This window comes from Nocardioides sp. Soil805 (assembly GCF_001429625.1).
In the GTDB taxonomy this organism is placed as follows: domain Bacteria; phylum Actinomycetota; class Actinomycetes; order Propionibacteriales; family Nocardioidaceae; genus Nocardioides.
Genome location: NZ_LMSU01000003.1, coordinates 103,596 through 122,789, shown reverse-complemented (window position 1 = coordinate 122,789; position 19,194 = coordinate 103,596). Strand labels below are relative to the sequence as shown.

14 protein-coding genes are annotated in these 19,194 nt (G+C 74.0%); 7 read left to right on the top strand and 7 right to left on the bottom strand.

Annotated features, from left to right (window positions below):
• The first annotated feature begins 11 nt into the window (after positions 1–11).
• Positions 12–1,283: a cation:proton antiporter gene (locus ASG94_RS15575; RefSeq protein ID WP_056927402.1), complete on the top strand. Its 1,272-nt coding sequence runs from the start codon at positions 12–14 to the stop codon at positions 1,281–1,283.
• Here the strand turns inward: ASG94_RS15575 and ASG94_RS15570 are convergent.
• The 3 genes from ASG94_RS15570 to ASG94_RS15560 are packed head-to-tail and all read right to left on the bottom strand — an operon-like array spanning position 1,261 to position 5,665.
• The gene (locus ASG94_RS15570; RefSeq protein ID WP_056927401.1) at positions 1,261–2,301 is read right to left on the bottom strand and encodes a zinc-binding dehydrogenase; all 1,041 of its coding nucleotides are present in this window, start codon (positions 2,299–2,301) and stop codon (positions 1,261–1,263) included. The genes ASG94_RS15575 and ASG94_RS15570 overlap by 23 nt on opposite strands.
• A gap of 32 nt (positions 2,302–2,333) precedes the next feature.
• Positions 2,334–4,868, bottom strand: coding sequence for an ABC transporter permease (locus ASG94_RS15565; RefSeq protein WP_056927400.1), 2,535 nt, complete (start codon positions 4,866–4,868; stop codon positions 2,334–2,336).
• 2 nt (positions 4,869–4,870) lie between these two features.
• Positions 4,871–5,665: an ABC transporter ATP-binding protein gene (locus ASG94_RS15560; protein ID WP_082624248.1), complete on the bottom strand. Its 795-nt coding sequence runs from the start codon at positions 5,663–5,665 to the stop codon at positions 4,871–4,873.
• Between the two features lie 115 nt (positions 5,666–5,780).
• On the opposite strand from ASG94_RS15560, the gene ASG94_RS15555 reads away from it, so the two are divergent.
• The 5 genes from ASG94_RS15555 to ASG94_RS15535 all read left to right on the top strand — a co-directional run bounded on the left by ASG94_RS15555 (position 5,781) and on the right by ASG94_RS15535 (position 13,288).
• Positions 5,781–7,202, top strand: coding sequence for an amidase family protein (locus ASG94_RS15555; RefSeq protein WP_056927398.1), 1,422 nt, complete (start codon positions 5,781–5,783; stop codon positions 7,200–7,202).
• Between the two features lie 44 nt (positions 7,203–7,246).
• The gene (gene uvrA / locus ASG94_RS15550; RefSeq protein WP_056927397.1) at positions 7,247–9,703 is read left to right on the top strand and encodes an excinuclease ABC subunit UvrA; all 2,457 of its coding nucleotides are present in this window, start codon (positions 7,247–7,249) and stop codon (positions 9,701–9,703) included.
• A gap of 75 nt (positions 9,704–9,778) precedes the next feature.
• Positions 9,779–10,390, top strand: a complete 612-nt coding sequence (locus tag ASG94_RS15545) for a potassium channel family protein (protein ID WP_200958144.1) — start codon at positions 9,779–9,781, stop codon at positions 10,388–10,390.
• Positions 10,387–11,718 carry a chloride channel protein gene (locus ASG94_RS15540; protein ID WP_056927396.1) on the top strand — a complete coding sequence of 444 codons (1,332 nt, stop codon included), beginning with the start codon at positions 10,387–10,389 and terminating at the stop codon, positions 11,716–11,718. The genes ASG94_RS15545 and ASG94_RS15540 overlap by 4 nt, the downstream gene beginning before the upstream one ends.
• A 52-nt stretch (positions 11,719–11,770) precedes the next feature.
• Complete coding sequence (locus ASG94_RS15535) at positions 11,771–13,288, top strand: DUF2252 domain-containing protein (RefSeq protein ID WP_056927721.1); 1,518 nt, start codon at positions 11,771–11,773, stop codon at positions 13,286–13,288.
• A 19-nt stretch (positions 13,289–13,307) separates the two neighbouring features.
• Here ASG94_RS15535 and ASG94_RS15530 read toward each other — a convergent pair whose 3' ends face one another.
• From ASG94_RS15530 to ASG94_RS15520, 3 genes are all read right to left on the bottom strand, one after another.
• Positions 13,308–15,671: a LuxR C-terminal-related transcriptional regulator gene (locus tag ASG94_RS15530; protein WP_056927395.1), complete on the bottom strand. Its 2,364-nt coding sequence runs from the start codon at positions 15,669–15,671 to the stop codon at positions 13,308–13,310.
• A 95-nt stretch (positions 15,672–15,766) separates the two neighbouring features.
• Complete coding sequence (locus tag ASG94_RS15525) at positions 15,767–16,000, bottom strand: hypothetical protein (protein WP_056927394.1); 234 nt, start codon at positions 15,998–16,000, stop codon at positions 15,767–15,769.
• 20 nt (positions 16,001–16,020) lie between these two features.
• Positions 16,021–16,551: a histidine phosphatase family protein gene (locus ASG94_RS15520; RefSeq protein WP_056927393.1), complete on the bottom strand. Its 531-nt coding sequence runs from the start codon at positions 16,549–16,551 to the stop codon at positions 16,021–16,023.
• A 187-nt stretch (positions 16,552–16,738) separates the two neighbouring features.
• On the opposite strand from ASG94_RS15520, the gene ASG94_RS15515 reads away from it, so the two are divergent.
• On the top strand, positions 16,739–17,185 hold the full coding sequence (locus tag ASG94_RS15515) for a DUF6325 family protein (protein WP_056927392.1): 447 nt from the start codon (positions 16,739–16,741) through the stop codon (positions 17,183–17,185).
• Between the two features lie 185 nt (positions 17,186–17,370).
• Here the strand turns inward: ASG94_RS15515 and ASG94_RS15510 are convergent, their stop codons facing one another.
• Positions 17,371–19,101, bottom strand: a complete 1,731-nt coding sequence (locus ASG94_RS15510) for a SulP family inorganic anion transporter (RefSeq protein ID WP_056927391.1) — start codon at positions 19,099–19,101, stop codon at positions 17,371–17,373.
• Positions 19,102–19,194: the final 93 nt, after the last annotated feature.

Sequence of the window (19,194 nt, the reverse complement as noted above, 5' to 3'; positions counted from 1 at the left end):
GGAGGCGCGACATGGACCTGGTGGCCGTCCTGGTCGTGATGGTGACGATCTTCGTGTGGACCCTGGTGTCCGCCTCCCTGACGCGCGCCGACCTGTCCGCGCCCATCGTCTTCGTCGTGGTGGGAGGGGTCCTGGCCGCGACCGACCTCGTGGACCGCCCCTCCGCCCCCGAGACGCTGACGCCCCTCGTCGAGGTCACCCTGGTGTGGGTGCTCTTCTCCGACGCCGCCCGGGTGCCGGTCCGGGAGTTCCGGCACGAGGTGGGCCAGTACGTCCGGCTCCTCGGCGTCGGTCTCCCGCTGACCATCCTGGCCGGCTGGGCGCTGGCGGCCTGGATGTTCCCCGAGCTCGACCTGTGGCTCGCGCTGGTGGTGGGCGCGGCCCTGGCCCCCACCGATGCGGCGTTGGGCGTCCCCGTCGTGACCAACCCCGTGGTGCCCTCACGGGTCCGGAGGCTCATCACCGTCGAGAGCGGGCTCAACGACGGCATCGCGACCCCGGTCGTCATGCTCGCGATCGCCGGCGCCGCGTCCGCCGAGGGGATCGCGGACGCCCCCGGTCTGCGTGAGGCCCTGCTCGAGCTCCTCGTCGGCGCCGTCGTCGGTGGTGCCGTCGGCGGAGCCGGCGGTTGGCTGCTGCGTACGTCGCGTGCGCGAGGCTGGGCTGCCGAGGACTTCGCCGGCATCGCGGTCCTCGCGCTGGCCCTCGTCGGGTACGCCGGCGCCGTCACCGTCGGGGGCAACGGGTTCGTCGCCGCCTTCTGCGGCGGGATGGCGTTCGGGGCGACCGCCGGGCGGAGACGGGCCGCCGAGCTGGTGTTCCTCGAGCAGGTGAGCGGCCTGGCCTCGCTGTTCGTGTGGCTCGCCTTCGGCGTCGTCGCCCTGACCCTCGTCGCCGAGAACCTGGACCTGACGACCGTGCTCTACGCCGTGCTCAGCCTCACCGTCGTGCGCATGGTGCCCGTCGCACTGGCGGCGCTCGGCGCCGGCCTCGACCGCGGCACGGTGCTGTTCGTCGGCTGGTTCGGACCGCGCGGCCTGGCGTCGCTGGTCTTCGCCCTGCTCGCCCTCGAGGAGCTGGGCGCCGACTCCGACCGCGCCGTGGCGGTGGTGGGGATGACCGTCCTGCTCAGCGTGGTCGCCCACGGGGTGAGCGCCGGCCCGCTGGCCGCTCGCTACGGGGCGTCGGGCGCCGCCCGACGGATGGAGGCCGAGGGCCGGGTCGACGACCTGCCCGTCCGCGGTCTGCCGCGGGCGCCGGTCAGGGGCGTCGGGGATCGATGATCGTCATGCCGGCCACCGCCGCGGTGTCGAAGCCCGGCAGCAGCGCCGCGGCCTCCTCGAGCCCGATCGTGCGCTCGACGAGGAGCTGGGGCCGGAGCGCGCCCGAGCGGACGAGCTCCATCATCTCCGGGTAGTCGGCCGCCGCCATGCCGTGGCTGCCCAGCAGGTCGAGCTCCCACGCGATGACCCGCGCCATCGGCACGCGCGGGTGCCCCTCGACCGGGGGCAGCAGCCCGACCTGCACGTGGCGACCGCGGCGGCGCAGGCTGAGGATGGCGTCGGCGCACGTCTGCTCGCTGCCCACCGCGTCGACGGCGACGTGGCCGCCTCCGCCCGTGAGGTCGGCGACCGCCGCCGGGACGTCGGTGCCGTCCGCCAGCAGCGTGTGCTCGGCGCCCAGCGACGCGGCCACCGCGAGGGCCTCGGGGTTGCGGTCGACCGCGACCACCCGCGCGCCCAGCGCCGCGGCGATCATCACCGCGCTGAGCCCGACCCCGCCGGCACCGACGACCGTCACCCACTCCCCCGGCCCGAGGCGGGCCCGTCCGACCAGCGCCCGGTACGCCGTGGCGAAGCGGCAGCCGAGGCCGGCCGCGGTGGCGAGGTCGACCTCGTGGGGGACGGCCACGAGGTTGGTGTCGGCGGCGTGCAGCGCGACGCGCTCGGCGAAGGAGCCCCAGTGGGTGAAGCCCGGCTGCTCCTGGTCGGGGCAGACCTGCGCGTCACCGCCCCGGCACCAGTCGCACGTCCCGCAGCCGCAGACGAAGGGGACGGTGACCCGGTCCCCGACGTGCCAGCGGCGTACCTCCGGGCCGACCTCGACAACCACCCCGGCGAGCTCGTGCCCCGGCACGTGCGGGAAGGCCAGGTCGTCGTGCCCGGCCCACGCGTGCCAGTCGCTGCGGCACATCCCGGTGGCCCCGACCTCGACCACCACCCCGGACGGCGGCGCCGCGGGGTCCGGCACCTCGCGCACCTCGGGACGGGCTCGGACGGCATCGAGGACCACGGCACGCATCCGGGCATCCTGTCAGCCCCGGCCCGCCGCGCTCACTCGGTGGTGATGGCCCGCAGGACGTCGACCCGGCTCGCGCGCCGGGCCGGGCCGATCGCGGCGAGCACGCCGACGGCGGCCGCGACGACGAGGTAGACCACCAGCGTCAGCGTCGGCACCGCGAGGGTGGTGACCCCCTCCTCGACCAGGGCGCGGCTCAGCGCGATCCCCGCGACCGTGCCGAGGACGATGCCGGTGAGCGCACCGAGGAGCGAGATCAGCACCGACTCGCGTCGTACGACGGTCCGGACCTGGCGGCGCGTCCCGCCGACGGCACGCAGCAGCCCGAGCTCGCGGGTGCGCTCCACGACGGAGAGCACCAGGGTGTTCACGATGCCGAGGATCGCCACCACGACGGCGAGCAGCAGCATCGCGGTCACGATCCCCAGCAGCTGGTCGACGGACTGCTGCGCCTTGCGCGTGATGTCCGCGGGGTCGTTGACGGTGACGTTGGGGTAGTCGTCGAGCGCGGCCCCGATCGCCGCCTTGGCCCGCCCCGGGTCCGTGCCCGGCGTGCTGTTCACCAGGATGGCGCCGTCGAGCTGCGAGGTGACGTTGGCCGAGAAGTCGGGCAGCGTCATCACGTACGACGCCCTGATGAGGCTGCCCCTGCCGAAGGTGCCGACGACCGTGAGGTCCGTGTCCCCGGTCTCGGGGAAGGTGACGGTGACCGTGTCGCCGACACCGACCCCGAGGTCGTCGGCGGCGGTCGTGCCCACGAGCAGGCTCCCGGGTGCGAGGTCGTCCAGGCTCCCGCTCTCGACGCCCAGGTCGATCACGCGGTCCAGCCCGGCCGTGTCCATCGCCGTGACGAGCGAGGCGTGCCCGTCGACCTGCGCCGCGGTCTCGCGCAGCTCGACGACGTCGGCGACGTCCTCGCGCTGTCGCAGCAGCCGGGCGACGGATGGGCTGACGCCCAGGCCGGCGCCGGCGGGCTCGAGGATGAGGTCGGAGCGGTTGCCACCGCTCACCGCGTCCGAGACGGACGCCTTGAGCGAGGTCGCGGTGACCGCCACCGCGGCGACCACGGTCAGGCCGATGGTCAGGGCCAGGGCGGACGCCGCCGACCGCCGGGAGCTGCGGGCGACGTTGCGCGCCGCCATCCGCCAGCCACCGCCGCGCGGTCCGTGGTCGGCGAGCCGCGCCATCCCGCGGGCCAGGGTCGGCCCGGCCAGCACCAGCCCCACGAACGTCGTCGCCGTCGCGAGCACCGTCCCCCACCGCTGGTCGCCGACCACGGCGCACCCGGCGAGCGCCGCGAGCCCGGTGCCGGTGACGACCCATCCGGCCACGAGGCGGCCGCGCCCGACGCCTCCACCGGCGGGCACGGCGTTGCGCAGCGCCTCCATGGGGGCGACCCGGGTGGCCGCCCATGCCGGCGCGATGGCCGCCACCATGGTCACGATCAGCCCCACGGCCAGCGCGGCCACCACCGTGCGCGGCTCGATGGCGGGTGAGGTGGTGGGGATCTCAACGCCGATCACGTCGAGCAGCGAGCGGATGCCGGCGGCGAGCCCGACCCCCAGCACCAGTCCGGTCCCGCCGGCCACCAGGCCGATGACGGCTGCCTCGGCGAGGACCCCCGTCAGCACCTGCCGCCGGGTCGCCCCGACGGCGCGCAGCAGGGCGACCTCGCGCCGGCGCTGGGCGACCAGCACGTTGAACGTGTTCCAGATGACGAAGGACCCGACCAGCACCGAGACACCGGCGAAGACCAGCATGATCGTGGTGAAGATCCCCATCGAGTCCCGCACGGCCTGGGTGCCGTCCTCGGCCACCTGCGCGCCGGTCAACGCCTCGATGCCGGCCGGCAGCACCTGCGCGACCCGGTCGCGCAGCTCTTCCGCGTCGATGCCGTCGGCGGCCATGACGTCCACCTCGTCGACCACTCCCTCCTTGCCGAGGACCCGCTGGGCCGTGGCCAGGTCGAACCCGGACAAGGTGGCGCCCAACAGGCTGTCGGTCTCGCCGAAGCCGACGACGCCCACCAGCCGGAAGGTCCGCGGACCGTCCTGGAGCACCACGTCGACCGGGTCGCCGAGCGCGTAGCCGCCCTTCTCGACGGTGCGGGCGTCGAGGACCATCTCGTGGGGCCCGGAGGGCGCCCGCCCCGCTCGGAACGTGGCCGCGCCCGCGAGGCGGCGGTCGACGGTGATGCTGGTGCCGAACGTGGGGGCACCCCCGGGCTGGATCGCCTCGCCCTGCTGGTCCAGGACCAGCGCGAATCCCGTCACCCCGCCCTCGGCGACGGCCACTCCCGGGACCTCGCCCACGGTGGCCACGATCGTGTCGTCCATCGGCCGGACCTGCCCTCCGGTGACGGCGATGTCGGCGTCGTACGCCGCCTCCGACTTCACCACGACGTCGGTGCCCGAGGTGAGACCGGCGTACAGCTGGTCGAACGCCTTGAGCATCGTGTCGGAGAGCACGAACGTGCCGGACACGAAGGTGACGCCGACGGTCACGGCCGTCACCGTCAGGAAGAGCCGGAGCTTGTTGACCAGCAGGTTGCGCAGCGAGACCCGCAGCATGATCAGTCGTCCAGCCGGCCCATGATGTCCAGGATCCGCTCGCGGGTCGGGTCGAGCAGCTCCACCACGACGGCACCGTCGGCGAGGAAGACCACCCGGTCGGCGTACGCCGCGGCACCCGGGTCGTGGGTGACCATCACCACCGTCTGGTGCAGGTCGTCGACGACCGAGCGCAGGAAGCGGAGCAGCTCGGTGCTGGCCCTGGAGTCCAGCGCGCCGGTCGGTTCGTCGGCGAAGACGACCTCGGGCCGGGAGATGAGCGCCCGTCCCACGGCCACCCGCTGCTGCTGCCCGCCGGACAGCTCGGAGGGGCGGTGGTGCAGCCGGTCCGCGATGTCGAGCGCGGAGACCACCGTCGCCAACCACTCCGGGTCGGCCGTGCGTCCGGCGAGGTCGGCCGGCAGCGTGATGTTCTCCTCGGCGGTGAGGGTCGGCAGCAGGTTGAAGGCCTGGAAGACGAAGCCGAGGCGGTCGCGTCGCAGGATCGTCCGCTCCCGGTCCGAGAGCGACGCCAGGTCGGTCCCGCCGATGAGCGCCTGCCCGCTGGTGAGCGTGTCCAGGCCGGCCAGGCAGTGCATCAGCGTCGACTTGCCGGACCCCGAGGGCCCCATGATGGCGGTGAACTGGCCCGGCGGGAGCTCGAGGGTCACGTCGTCGAGGGCCCTCACCTCGGTGTCGCCGGCGCCGTAGACCTTGACCGCGTGCCGGGCACAGGCGGCGTACTCGCCGGCGACGTCGTCGCCCGACTCCACCCCCGCGGTCGTGGGCGGGGTCACGGGGGCTCGGTGCGAGGCCATGGATCCACCCTGCGTCCAGGTGCCCCGCTGGCTAAGTGCCCAACGGCACCGACCGGCGGGACCATCGGAGGTGGGGACCACCAGGGGACCACCAGGGGGCGGGCAGACTCTGGCCATGGTGCCCTCCCCGTCCCCCGCCGGCGCCCGCGCGGCCGTCGAGCAGCTCCTCGAGCGGATCGACGCCGTCGAGCCCCTCGTCAACGCGATCTGCACGCCCCACCCGGAGGCCCTCGCGCAGGCGGACCGCCTCGACCGCGAGGCCGGCGAGGGCGCGGCCCGGGGCCCGCTGCACGGGCGGGCCGTGCTGGTGAAGGACAACGTCGACACCCACGACCTGCCGACCACGGCCGGGTCGCTGGCCCTCGCGGACGCGCCGCCGCCGACCCGCGACGCGACGCTGGTGCGGCGCCTGCGCGACGCCGGCATGGTCGTCCTCGGCAAGACGAACCTGTCGGAGTGGGCCAACATCCGCGACGAGGGATCGACGTCCGGGTGGAGCGCGTACGGCGGGCTGACCCGCAACCCCTACGCCCTGAACCGGTCCGCCGGGGGCTCGAGCTCGGGCAGCGGCGCGGCGGTGGCGGCGGGCCTCGCGCCGTACGCCGTCGGGACGGAGACCGACGGCTCGATCACCTGTCCGGCCGCCTTCAACGGGTGCGTCGGGATCAAGCCGACCGTCGGCACCGTCCCCACCGCGGGCGTGGTGCCCGTCTCGTCGTCCCAGGACTCCGCCGGTGCGATGGCCCTGACCGTCGCCGACGCGGCCGCCTTGCTGGGCGTGCTGGCCGCGGACGGCACCGACTACGCGGCGTACGCCGTCCCCGGGCGACTGGCGGGCAAGCGCATCGGCGTGCCGCGGGCGACCTACTGGGGATACTCCTCGCACGCGGACGCCGCCGCCGAGCGGGCGCTGTCGCTGCTGGCGGCCGAGGGCGCCACGATCGTCGACCACACGGACCTGCCGGCCCTCGGCGAGGAGGTGTGGGAGGACGAGCTGCTGGTGCTCCTCGCCGAGCTCCGGGTGGAGGTCGAGGCCTACCTCGCGACCCGCGAAGGCACCGTGCCGCGCACGCTGCGGGAGGTCGTCGACTTCAACTCCGCGCACGCCGGGACCGAGCTCGCCCACTTCGGGCAGGCCCTCTTCGAGCAGGCCCTGGCGGGGCCGGTCGCCGGGAGTCCCGAGCACCTCGCCGCGCGTGGGCGCGGGGTCGCGGCCACCCGAGACGGCGGCATCGACCGGGTGCTGCGCGAGCACGGCCTGGACGCGCTGGTCACCCCGTCGTTCGCCCCCGCGAACCCCATCGACCTGGTCAACCACGAGTCCTTCCCCGGCTCCTGCACCGGCCCGTCCGCGATCGCCGGCTACCCGCTCGTCACCGTGCCCACCGAGCTCGCCGCCGGGCTCCCGGTGGCGGTCTCGTTCTGGGGCACCGCCGGCAGCGAGGGCGGGCTCATCGAGGTCGCGCACGGCTACGAGACGGCTCGGGACGCCTCCAGCGGCCCGCTGCCGCCGCCGACGTTCCCGACCTTCGTGTGAGACCCCGTGGTCCGCACGCCTCGCCCATCCGTTAGACAGACGAGGTGAGCACCGAGGAGCACGACGGGTTCGTCCGCGTCCGGGGCGCGCGCGAGCACAACCTGCGCGACGTCGACGTCGACCTCCCCCGCGACGCGATCGTCGCGTTCACCGGGGTCTCCGGCTCGGGGAAGTCGTCGCTGGCGTTCGGCACGTTGTACGCCGAGGCGCAGCGTCGCTACTTCGAGTCCGTCGCGCCCTACGCCCGGCGCCTGCTCCACCAGGTCGGTGCCCCGCACGTGCAGGAGATCTCGGGCCTCCCGCCGGCGGTGGCCCTCCAGCAGCGCCGCGGGGCCGCCAGCTCCCGGTCCACGGTGGGGACGATCACCACGCTGTCCAACCTGCTGCGGATCCTGTGGTCACGCGCCGGGACCTACCCGGCGGGCGCCGAGCACCTCGCCGCCGAGGCCTTCTCCCCCAACACCGCCGCCGGCGCCTGCCCCCGGTGCCACGGCCTCGGGGTCGTGCACGACGTCGCCGAGGACCTCCTGGTCCCCGACACCTCGCTCAGCATCCGTGAAGGCGCCATCGCCGCCTGGCCGGGCGCCTGGCAGGGCCACAACCTGCGCCGCATCGTGAAGAACCTGGGTATCGACGTCGACCGGCCGTGGCGCGAGCTGTCGCGCAAGGACCGCGACTGGCTGCTCTTCACCGACGAGCAGCCGTCGGTCCTCATCCGTCCCCAGGACAAGGACGGCGGCGGGGGCCGCGACTACCACGGCACGTTCCGCAGCGCCCGCCGTCACGTGCGCCAGGTGCTCTCCTCGTCGTCCAGCGAGGCGATGCGCGCCAAGATGGCCCCCTTCGTCCGCAGCACCACCTGTCCGGCCTGCCACGGCAGCGGGCTGCGCGCCGAGGCGCTCGCCGTCACCTTCGCCGGGGTCTCGATCGCCGAGGCCAACGCCCTGCCGTTCACCGAGCTCGCCGACCTGCTGCGCCCGTCCGTCACCGCCGACAGCGACGACGTGGCCGGACGCATCACCGGCGACCTCGTGGCCCGCATCGAGGTGCTGCTGGGCCTCGGCCTCGGCTACCTGTCGCTGGGGCGCGGCTCCACCACCCTGTCCCCCGGCGAGGCGCAGCGGCTGCGGATCGCCACCCAGCTGCGCTCGGGCCTCTTCGGCGTCGTCTACGTGCTCGACGAGCCGTCGGCGGGGCTCCACCCGGCGGACGCCGAGCCGCTCCTGGAGGTCCTCGAGGCGCTCAAGGCGGCCGGCAACACGCTGTTCGTCGTCGAGCACGACATGGACGTCGTACGCCGCGCGGACTGGGTCGTGGACATCGGGCCCGCCGCCGGGGAGGGCGGTGGCCGGGTGCTCTACTCGGGACCGATCGCGGGCCTCGAGGAGGTCGCCGAGTCCCCGACCAGCGCCCACCTCTTCGGCCGGGCCGAGCCGTTCCGCCACGCCCCCCGGACGCCGGCCGGGTGGCTGCACCTCGGCGGCGTCTCGCGGCACAACCTCCAGGACGTCTCGCTCGACCTGCCCCTGGCCACGCTGACCGCGGTGACCGGCGTCTCGGGGTCCGGCAAGTCCACGCTGGTCGTCCAGGTCCTCGCCGAGGTGGTGCGGCGCCACCTCGGTCAGCCCGCCGACGACGGCGAGGACGACGGCGAGGAGGACTCGGACGTCACCGAGCCCAGCGTCCGCGAGGTCGGCGGGATCGACTCCTTCGACCGCCTCGTGGTCGTGGACCAGCGGCCCATCGGCCGCACGCCGCGGTCCAACCTCGCGACGTACACGGGGCTCTTCGACGCGGTCCGCAGGCTGTACGCCGCCACCCCCGAGGCCCGGGCCCGCGGGTACGGCGCGGGGCGGTTCTCCTTCAACGTGGCCGCCGGCCGGTGCGAGACGTGCCAGGGCGAGGGCTTCGTCTCGGTCGAGCTGGTGTTCCTCCCGAGCACCTACGCGCCCTGCCCCACCTGCCACGGCGCGCGCTACAACGCCGAGACCCTCGAGGTGACCCACCGCGACCGGACCATCGCCGACGTGCTGGCGATGCCGGTCGACGAGGCCGCGACGTTCCTCGCCGACGTCCCCGCCGCGGCCCGTGGCCTGCAGGCGCTGCGCGAGGTCGGGCTGGGCTACCTGCGGCTGGGCCAGCCCGCGACCGAGCTCAGCGGCGGAGAGGCCCAGCGGATCAAGCTGGCCACCGAGCTGCAGCGCGCCCACCGGGGCCACAGCCTCTACCTCCTCGACGAGCCGACCTCCGGGCTGCACCCGCAGGACACCGACCTGCTGGTGCGCCAGCTGCACCGGCTGGTGGACGCCGGCAACACCGTGGTGCTGGTCGAGCACGACCTCGACACGATCGCCACCGCCGACTGGGTGGTCGACCTCGGTCCCGGTGGCGGCGACGGCGGCGGCCGGGTCGTCGCGACCGGCACCCCGCACGCGGTGGCGCGGGCCGGGGTGGGTCTCACCGCGGCGTACCTGGCGCGCCGCCTCATCCCGTCGGGGTGATGGCTGCGGCCCGACGAGCCTCCAGTGTCGACGGTGGGCCCGGCGCAGCGCTCACATCGTCATGAGGGAGGCAGGGTGGGTGGAGACGTCGGTCGGCACGGCGGGACCGGGCACCAGGCCGCGAACAGCCGGCGCACCCGCCGGCTGCTCCTGCGCGCCCTGCTGACGTCGCTGGCCTCCGCGGTGGTGCTCGTCGGGCTGTACTACGCGGCACCGCTGGACCGCCTCGAGAGGGTGCCGGTCGTCGTCTCGTTCCTGGTGGGGCTCGGCCTGTTCTCCCTCGCCGTGGCGTGGCAGCTGTGGGCCATCGCCCACGCCACCTACCCGGGGCTCCGCGCGGTGGAGGGCCTGGGGGTCATCGTGCCCTTCTTCCTGGTCCTGTACTCCACGGCGTACGCCGTGCTGGCGCAGGACGACGCTGCCAGCTTCAGCACGTCCTCGCTCACCCGCACCGACACGATGTACTTCACGATCACCGTCTTCGCGACCGTCGGGTTCGGTGACATCACCGCGACCAGCCAGGCCGCGCGGGTGCTGGTGATGACCCAGATGCTGCTCGACCTGGTCTTCCTCGGTCTCGGGGTGCGTCTCCTGGTCGGCGTCGTGAACCTCGGGAGGAAGCGCCAGGGCAAGGGCCCCGGGCTCCACGCGGGCGTCGCGACCGCGACCGAGGACGAGGCGTCGTGAGCGCGGGGGCGAACCCGTCGGAGGCCCCGCCCCCCGACGTCACCACGGTCCTGCGAGGGCGCGGCTACCACGCGCTCCTGCTGGCTGCCGGGCTGATCGGCATCCCCGTGGCGCTGGTCGCCTGGGGCTTCCTGGCCCTCGTCACGGTCCTGCAGGACTGGGTGTGGCACGACCTGCCGCAGGACCTCGGCTGGGAGCGGCCGGCCGCCTGGTACTGCGTGGTGGTGCTCGGCCTGGGGGGCCTGCTGGTGGGCGTGGTCGTCGCGGTCCTGCCCGGACGTGGCGGGCACGTCCCGGCGGAGGGCATGAGCGGCGGCGTCACGGCCGCGGTCGACCTGCCCGGCGTGGTCCTCGCGGCCGTGGGGAGCCTGGTGCTCGGCGCCGTCGTGGGTCCCGAGGGGCCGCTGATCGCGCTGGGGGGCGGCCTCGCGTACGTCGCGGCGCAGCGCACCCGCCTCGGGGAGTCGTCCCAGGCGGTGACCCTGATCGCGGCGTCCGGCTCCGCAGCGGCCATCGCGACCGTCTTCGGGAACCCCCTGGTCGCGTCGGTCCTGATCCTGGAGATCGTCGGGCTCGCGGGCAAGCAGGTGCTCCTCGTGCTCCTGCCGTGCATGGTCGCGAGCGGGCTCGGCGACCTCCTCTTCACGGGGCTGGGCAGCTGGTCCGGGATCGACGTGCCGTCGCTCACGATCCCCGACCTCCCCGCCGCGACCCTCGACTGGGGAGACCTGCTCTGGGTCGTGCCCGTCGCCGTGCTCACGGCCGTGGCCATGCAGCTCACGCACCGCCTTGGCCTGCGCACCGCCGACGCCGTGGCCGGCCACCCGATCCCCGCCACGACGGCGGTCGGCCTGCTCGTCGGAGCCTGCGCCGCGGCGTACACCCTGACGGCCGACCGGACGGCCCTGGACGTGGTGGAGTCGGGTCAGGACGCCCTGGCGTCCCTCGTCGGCTCGCCGAACGGCTGGGGGACCTCGACCCTGGTGCTGCTGGTGCTCCTCAAGGGTGCGGGCTACGGGCTCTCCCTCGGCGCGTTCCGGGGCGGCCCCACGTTCCCGGCGGTCTTCCTGGGTGCCGCCGTCGGCCTGCTCGTCGCGCCGTTGCCCGGCCTGGGGACGACCGCGGGCATCGCGATCGGGATGGCGGCCGCGACCACCGCGGTGCTGCGCCTGCCGATCACCTCGATCGTGCTCGTCGTCCTGCTGCTGGGCTCCGAGGGGTCGAGCCAGATCCCGGTCGTCATGCTCTCCGCCGTGGTGGCGCTGGTCAGCGCGGTCGCCCTCGATGCACGCCGGCCACGGGACGCGCCGACCGGCTCCCCCGGGTGAGATCGGCGATGAGGCGAGGCGCACCCACCCCCGCGAGTGGTTGTTTCCCATCATGGCCACCCCGATCGAGCACCCCACCCGCGCGCAACGAGAGACGCTCGGCGAGGAGGCCCGCGTCCGCACCCCGCTCGCAGCGCACGTGGGATGGGCCCCCCGTCCACACCGCAGCGACCCGGTGGCCCTCATCGAGGAGCAGAACGCCCGCCGGGACGCCGACCTGGTCCCGGTGCGCCACGGACGGATGATGGTCTCGCCGTTCACCTTCTACCGCGGTGCCGCCAAGATCATGGCCGACGACCTGTCCGGCACCCCCACCGCGGGGCTGACCGTCCAGCTGTGCGGCGACGCGCACCTGTCGAACTTCGGGGTGTACGCGTCGCCGGAGCGCACCATGGTCTTCGACATCAACGACTTCGACGAGACGCTGCCCGGGCCCTTCGAGTTCGACGTCAAGCGGCTGGCCGCCAGCCTCACCGTCGCGGCCCGGCACAACGGCTGCACGCCGGACGAGGCTCGCGACGTCACCGTCGCCTGCGTGCGGGCCTACCGCGAGGCGATGCGCCACTTCGCCCAGCTGGGCACGCTGGACATCTGGTACGCGCACCTCACCGAGGACGACCTGCGGGAGATGATGCGCCGCGCGATCACCGAGCCCGCGGCCGGCAACGGCAAGAAGGGGGTCGGCAAGAAGGACAAGAAGGGTGCGAAGGGCGAGGGCGAGGACGTCCCGGTGGCCGCGGTGGGCGCGATGTCGGCCAAGGACGCCAAGAAGCTCGAGAAGCGCTTCGAGAAGAACGCCGAGAAGGCGCGCAGCCGCACCAGCATGCAGGCCCTCGCCAAGCTGACCGAGGTCGTGGACGGCAGGCACCGGATCGTCAGCGTGCCGCCGGTGATCGTGCCGGGGCGCGAGCTCGACGCGACGTACGGCATCGATCCCGCGCTGATGGAGGACGTCATCCTCTCGCAGTTCAAGAGCTACCGCTCGAGCCTCCAGCACGACCGTCGCCACCTCCTCGAGCAGTTCGAGGTCGTGGACTGGGCACGCAAGGTGGTCGGCGTCGGCAGCGTCGGCACCCGCGCCTTCATCGCCCTGCTCCAGGGCGTCGACGAGACGGACCCGCTGTTCCTGCAGGTCAAGGAGGCCACGACGTCGGTGCTCGAGGGCCCCCTCCGCAAGAGCCGCTTCGCGCAGCCGGGCCAGCGCGTCGTGCACGGACAGCGGCTGATGCAGGGGACGAGCGACATCTTCCTGGGCTGGACCCGGGGGCAGGAGGAGGGACGCTTCTTCTACTGGCGCCAGCTGCGCGACATGAAGGGCTCCGCGCTGGTCGACCAGATGTCCACCAGGACCCTGGAGTTCTACGGTCGGCTCTGCGGGTGGACCCTCGCCCGCGCCCACGCCCGGTCCGGGGACCCGATCGCGATCGCCGCCTACCTCGGCGCCGACGACACCTTCGAGCTGGCGATCACCGACTTCTCCCAGCGCTACGCGGACCAGAACGAGCGGGACCACGCCGCCTTCCTCGAGGCGGTGCGCACGTCGCGGATCGAGGCGGTGGAAGGCGTCTGACCGGGGCGGGACGACCGGGTCAGATCAGCTCGAGGCTCCTGGCCCGGGCGATCGCCGCGGTGCGGTTGCCGACGTCGAGCCGGGTGTAGATCGACTTGGTGTGGGAGTGGATCGTGTTGAAGGACAGGAAGAGCTCGTGGGCGATGTCGCGCTTGGTGAGCCCCTGGGCCATCAGGCGCAGCACGTCGAGCTCCCGGTCCGTCAGGTCGGTACGCCCGTCGCCCCGGCGGTGCGAGGTCGTGAGCGAGCGCTCCAGGCCCGGCACGAGGCCACCGATGAAGCCGGTGCCACCACAGCGGGCGAGCAGCGCCGTGGCCTCCTCCATGAGCACCTTCGCCCCGTCGGCGTCCCCCAGGCTTCGTCGTACCGGGACCCGCATGAGGCGCAGGTGTGCGGCCAGCAACCGGTCCCACTCGCCGAACTGCTCGGTCCCGCGGGCGAGCAGCACGTCCCCCTCGACGACGCGACCGCAGCGGGTCAGGGTCGCCCCCAGCGTCGCGAGGTGGTAGCCGGCGGGGGGCAGGTCGGCCAGACCGTGCTCCTGCGCGCGGGCCAGCGCCCGCCGGGCAAGCGTGTGCGCCTCGTCCGGCCGGCTCCGGGCCAGGGCCACCTGGGCCTCGAGACCGATCGCGTCCACCTCGACCCCCCACGCGCCCGTGCCGGCTGCGAGGTCCGCGGCGCGCTGCAGGTGCGGCAGCGCCTCCTCGTGCTCGCCCGTGAGGAACAGGGCCAGCCCGGTCGCGTAGGTCGACAGCGCCTGGAACTGCGGCAGCAGGTCGGCGTGCCGGTCCGCCAAGGTCCGGGCTGCCTCCTGCTGGGCCCCGGCGTCACCCGCCACGAGCATCGCGCGGACCAGGGCGACCGAGTGCTCGACGCTCCCGGCCCCGTCCGGCATCCGGCGGTCGGAGGGAGCGGCAGTGAGGGCCTGCACGACGGCGCGCCGGGCCTCGTCCTGGCGGCCGTCGAGGCCGCACACGTAGGCCCGCACGACGGACAGCGCCGCTGAGGCCTCGACGTGGCCGGCGGGGAAGGCGTCGAGCCACGTCGCGACCGTGGCCGACCGACCCTGCAGGGCGGGCTCGGCCCAGTGCGCGAGCACGAGGTCGGCAGCGACGTCGACCTCCACCGCGGCGAGCGCGTGCTCGATCGCCGGACCGACCTCCCCCGAGGCGGCGTACCCGGCGGACGCCCGTCGGTGCAGATCGGCGCGGTGCCCGGCGCCGGTGGCCGCGAGCTCCTGCTCCAGGAACCCGGCGAAGAGGTGGTGGTAGCGGTACGACGTGCGCCCCTCACCCACCGGGACGACGAACAGGTTCAACCGGTCCAGCTCAAGCAGCACCTCGGCGGCGTCGTCGCGACCGGTCACCGCGTTGCACAGCGGTCCGGACAGCTGCGCGAGCATCGAGGTGTCCACGAGGAAGCGACGCAGCTCCTCGCTCAACGAGGCGAGCACCACCTCGGTCAGGTAGTCGATGACGTGGAGGTTGGAGCCGCCGAACGAGCGCAGGAACGCCGCGCGGTCCCCCGTCGCCGCCAGGCCCAGGGACGCCAGCTGGAGGCCGGCCGGCCACCCCTCGGTCCGCTCGTGCAGGACGGCGGACTCGTCAGGTCCCCACGGCGCTGCGAGCAGCGTCCGCGCCAGGGTGTCGGTCTCGTCCGGGGTGAAGGCGAGGTCGCGCGCCCGCAGCTCCAGGAGGTCCCCGGAGGCGCGGATGCGTCCGACGCGCAGGGGACGGTCGAACCGGGTGGACAGCACGACCTGCAGCTGCGTGGGTGCCCGGTGGACGAGGAGCTCGACGGACTCCTGGCAGGCCCGGTCGCGGATGAGCTGGTAGTCGTCCAGCACCAGGACGACCGGCTCCGCCAGGCTCTCGAGCTCGATCAGGAGCCGACGGACCATCGCCTCCAGGGCGAGCGGGCCGAGGGAGCGGAGCATCGGCTCAGCGCTGGTCCCGAACGTCGGAGCCACCTGGCGCAGGGACATCACGATGGCGTTCCACAGCGACACCGGGTCGTCGTCCGCGGCCTCCAGGGAGACGTAGGCGAACCGCCGGGCGTCCACGGCGGCCCACTGGGCCAGCAGGACCGACTTGCCGAAGCCCGCCTGTGCCGAGACCAGGACCAGGCGGGCGTCACTGCCGACGAGCCGGGAGAGGAGGCGCGGACGCCCCACCAGCTCCGGGCGCAGGGGGACGAGCCGGAGCTTGGAGCGGGGAACCGTGGACTCGCCGTCCGTCGGGCTGCCCGGCGCGGTGATGACGAGGGGGCGGCTCCTGGGCAGCGGGACGGAGGCACCGGGGCCACCCTCGGCGTCGGTCGGTCGCGCACTGGCAGACCGTGGCGATCGAGGCGCCCCGGACGCGGTGCGCGTCGACCTCTCCATCGCCCCAAGGTAGCCGCGGCGGCGCCCCCGGACCCGGGCCTTTGGTCCCGGTGAGGACTCCGAAAGGCCCGACCCTCCCGTGGCAGGGAGCGCGGTCAGGACCCGCTCGGATCCTCCCGCGGAGCCGCGGACGGCGGTGCGGCCGGCGTGACGCTGATGAGGTCGAGGCCGCAGTCGCCGAGCCACACGATGACGCCGATCAGCTGGGCCTGGTCGACGATGTCGCCGCTGATCGTGCTGTCACCTCCCGACGAGCGCGTCGACAGCCCGCGGAAGGCGTCCGGGAGCCGCTCCCGCAGGACGCCGCGGACGACGAACTCATAGGCCACCGGATCCCCTCCCGACCGGTTCACGGGCCCCGGCCCTCGTGCATCGGCACGAGGGTGATGACCCAGCCGACGTCGGTCCAGGCGCTCATCAGCCGAGCCCCCGCAGGCGCGTGACGCAGGTGGGCGACCAGCCGCTCGAGGGTGGCCCGGTCCACGCACAGCACGGCGTCGGGGACCTCGGGTGCGGTGATCATCCCGGCGAGCACCGAGACGTCCGCACCCGACGCCAGGACCGGCACCGGCTCCACGTCGAGGCCCCGGTCCATCGCCAGGGGCATCACCGTCTGGCGGCAGTGCAGCGCCGGTGAGGACAGCACCTGGTCGACGGGCAGGCCCCTCAGGTCGCGCGCCAGGCCGAGGGCGAGGTCGTGTCCCGCCGACGACAGGCCCTCCCAGTCCGCTGCCGGGTCGTCGCGACGACGGTGCACCCCGGGCGGGGTCACCACGATCCGCAGCAGCGGCTCGTGAGCGGTGTCGGGCGGGAGGAGGCCGACGGACCGGGCCAGCCGTCGTCCGCCGTCGCCGTCCGCATCCGTGCAGCGCTGGAGCACGTCACCAGCATCGGCAGCCGTCGCGGCGGTTGCCTCCCCCGGCCGCGGCAATCACCCGGGTGACGCGGCCCCGGCGGGCGATGCGCACCCGCGTCGCCGGTGCTTCGATCGAGGCTCAGGCACGTCCCGACACGAGAGGTGGGTGGCCCACATGGGGGTTGCTGCAACGAAGCCCGAGAGCGACACGATGGATCCGCTGGACGATCTCGGCCCGGTGGACTGGCTCGTCGTCGAGTTCCCCTCCGAGAACTTCGGCGACGGCACGTTGGCGCCGATCCTCGCCGACTACGTCGACCGGGGACTGATCCGGATCCTCGACATGATGTTCCTGCAGAAGGACGCCGACGGCGGGCTCGAGTTCGCCGAGCTGGAGGACGTCGGCGACGGCCCCCTGCAGGCGCTGCGGGGGGCCGAGACGGAGCTGGCCATGGTGCTGTCCGAGCAGGACGTGCTGGACCTGGCGGTCACCATCGAGCCGGGTCACTCGGGTGCCCTGCTGGTGTGGGAGAACGTCTGGGCCGCACCCTTCGGTGCTGCCGTGCGGCACGCCGGTGGCGAGCTGGTCGCGTCCGGACGGATCCCCGTGCAAGCCCTGTTGGCCGCGCTCGAGGCCGACGCCGAGGAAGGAGACTGACATGCCGATGGCAGCACGACGCAGGCGCAGGACAGTGGCGGCGGTCGGCGGAGCCGCCGTCGTCGCGCACGGACACCGTCGCCGTTCGGACCGCCGGGAGGACCGGCACGACGACCGCGGCGACCGACGCGAGGACCGGCGCGACCGGCGCCGCTGAGCGGGCAGACCCGACCTCCCCCCGAGCCTCACGGCTCGGGAGGGAGGTCGTCGGCCGCTCGGCCGGCGTCGACCGCGCTGATCCCGGCCAGGGCGGCCTCGATGGTCGGGTAGAACTGGCTCCCGTCCACGGTCTCGAGCAGGCCGTAGCGCTCGACCAGGTCCTGGAGCCGGCTGCGCATCTCGACGAAGGCGAGGTGCACGCCCTGCTCGTTGAGCTGGACGTCGGTCTGCTCCAGCATCTCCGCCGCCGTGACGTCGATGTCGGTCACGGCCTCGCACTGCAGCACCACCCACCGCACCTGCTCGCCACGGGCCAGGGACCGCAGCTGCTGCTGGAACATGCCCGAGTTGGCGAAGAACAGCGGCGCCTCCCACCGGTAGACCACGACTCCCGGCTGCTCGACGGCCGCTGGACTGTCCTCCACGCTGTGCCACGTGCCGTCCGGGAGCCGGCCCAGCACGGCACCGTGCGGCCACCAGCTGCGGCGGAAGAACAGCAGGATCGACAGCACGATGGCGATGAGGATCCCCTCCAGCACCCCGAGGAACACCACACCGGCGGTGGCGACGAGCGACAGCGCCCACGCCGTGCGCCGCACGGAGAAGTAGCGGCGCAGGACCGTCAGGTCCATCAGCGACAGCGCGGCGGTGATGACCACGGCGGCGAGGGCGGTCTGCGGGAGGTCCGCCAGCAGCCCGTTGAGGAAGAGAAGCAGGACTCCGACGAGGCCGGCTCCGACGAGGCCCGCGACCTGGCTCTTCGCGCCCGACTGCTCGGCCACGGCGGTGCGTGAGCCGCTCGTCGAGACGGCGAAGCCCTGGAACACCCCCGCCGCCAGGTTGGCCGTCCCGAGACCGATCATCTCCTGGTCGGGCCGGACCTCCTCGCCACGACGGGCCGCGAAGCTCGTCGACGTCGCGATGGTGTCGGTCAACGACACCAGGGTGATCCCCAGGGCCGCGATCAGCAGGGGTCCGACGTCGCTCCACTGCACCCGGGGCAGTCCCGGCGTGGGCAGGCCCTGCGGGAGGGTCCCCACCGTGGCGACGCCCTCGCTCGAGAGGCCCAGGACCGCGGACACCACCGTGGCCGCGACGATCGCGATCAGGATCGCCGGCAGCTTGGTGGTCAGCCGAGGGAGCACGAGCAGCACCGCCAGGGTCCCCAGCCCCACCGCCAGGGTGGTGGCGTCGGTCTGGTCGAGGTCGGTCCAGAACGCCCGGACGTCCTCGACGAAGCTGTCGGCGTCCGTGGAGAAGCCGCACAGCTTCGGCAGCTGGCCGATGATGATGGTGATGCCCAGGCCGTTCATGTAGCCGACCTGCACCTCCTTGGAGAGCAGGTCGGCGACGAAGCCGAGCTTCGCCACCCCCAGGCCGATCTCGATGGCCCCCACGAAGAGGGCCATCATGGCGGCGAGCGCGATGGCGGTCGTCGGGTCCGTCGCCGCACCCAGCGGGATGATGGCGGCGAAGATCAGCGGAGAGACCGACGAGTCCGGTCCGAGCACCAGGATCCGCGAGGGTCCCATCACGGCGTAGCCGACCAGGCAGGCGATCGTCGTGTAGAGACCGGTGACGGCAGGCAGGCCCGCCAGCTCGGCGTACGCCATGCCCTGCGGCACCAGGATGGCGGCCAGGACCACGCCGGCCACCAGGTCCGGACGCACCCACTCGCGCCGGTAGCGGCGCAGCAGGGCCACCCCGGGGACGCGGGGCGACGTCGTCACCGTGCCGACCTCGCTCGGAGCGCTCATGAGGTACCCCCACGCCGTGTCGCGCCGCGGTGGCGCAGCCCCATCGTGCTCCAGGGTCGAGCGCGGCGTCCCCACCCCCGCGGCGACCTCACC

Bases quoted from the DNA above. Each gene is read 5' to 3' on its own strand.
- ASG94_RS15575 (WP_056927402.1), top strand. From the start codon at position 12: ATGGACCTGGTGGCCGTCCTGGTCGTGATGGTGACGATCTTCGTGTGG.
- ASG94_RS15570 (WP_056927401.1), bottom strand. From the start codon at position 2,301: ATGCGTGCCGTGGTCCTCGATGCCGTCCGAGCCCGTCCCGAGGTGCGC.
- ASG94_RS15565 (WP_056927400.1), bottom strand. From the start codon at position 4,868: ATGCTGCGGGTCTCGCTGCGCAACCTGCTGGTCAACAAGCTCCGGCTC.
- ASG94_RS15560 (WP_082624248.1), bottom strand. From the start codon at position 5,665: ATGGCCTCGCACCGAGCCCCCGTGACCCCGCCCACGACCGCGGGGGTG.
- ASG94_RS15555 (WP_056927398.1), top strand. From the start codon at position 5,781: ATGGTGCCCTCCCCGTCCCCCGCCGGCGCCCGCGCGGCCGTCGAGCAG.
- ASG94_RS15535 (WP_056927721.1), top strand. From the start codon at position 11,771: ATGGCCACCCCGATCGAGCACCCCACCCGCGCGCAACGAGAGACGCTC.
- ASG94_RS15530 (WP_056927395.1), bottom strand. From the start codon at position 15,671: ATGGAGAGGTCGACGCGCACCGCGTCCGGGGCGCCTCGATCGCCACGG.
- ASG94_RS15515 (WP_056927392.1), top strand. From the start codon at position 16,739: ATGGATCCGCTGGACGATCTCGGCCCGGTGGACTGGCTCGTCGTCGAG.
- ASG94_RS15510 (WP_056927391.1), bottom strand. From the start codon at position 19,101: ATGAGCGCTCCGAGCGAGGTCGGCACGGTGACGACGTCGCCCCGCGTC.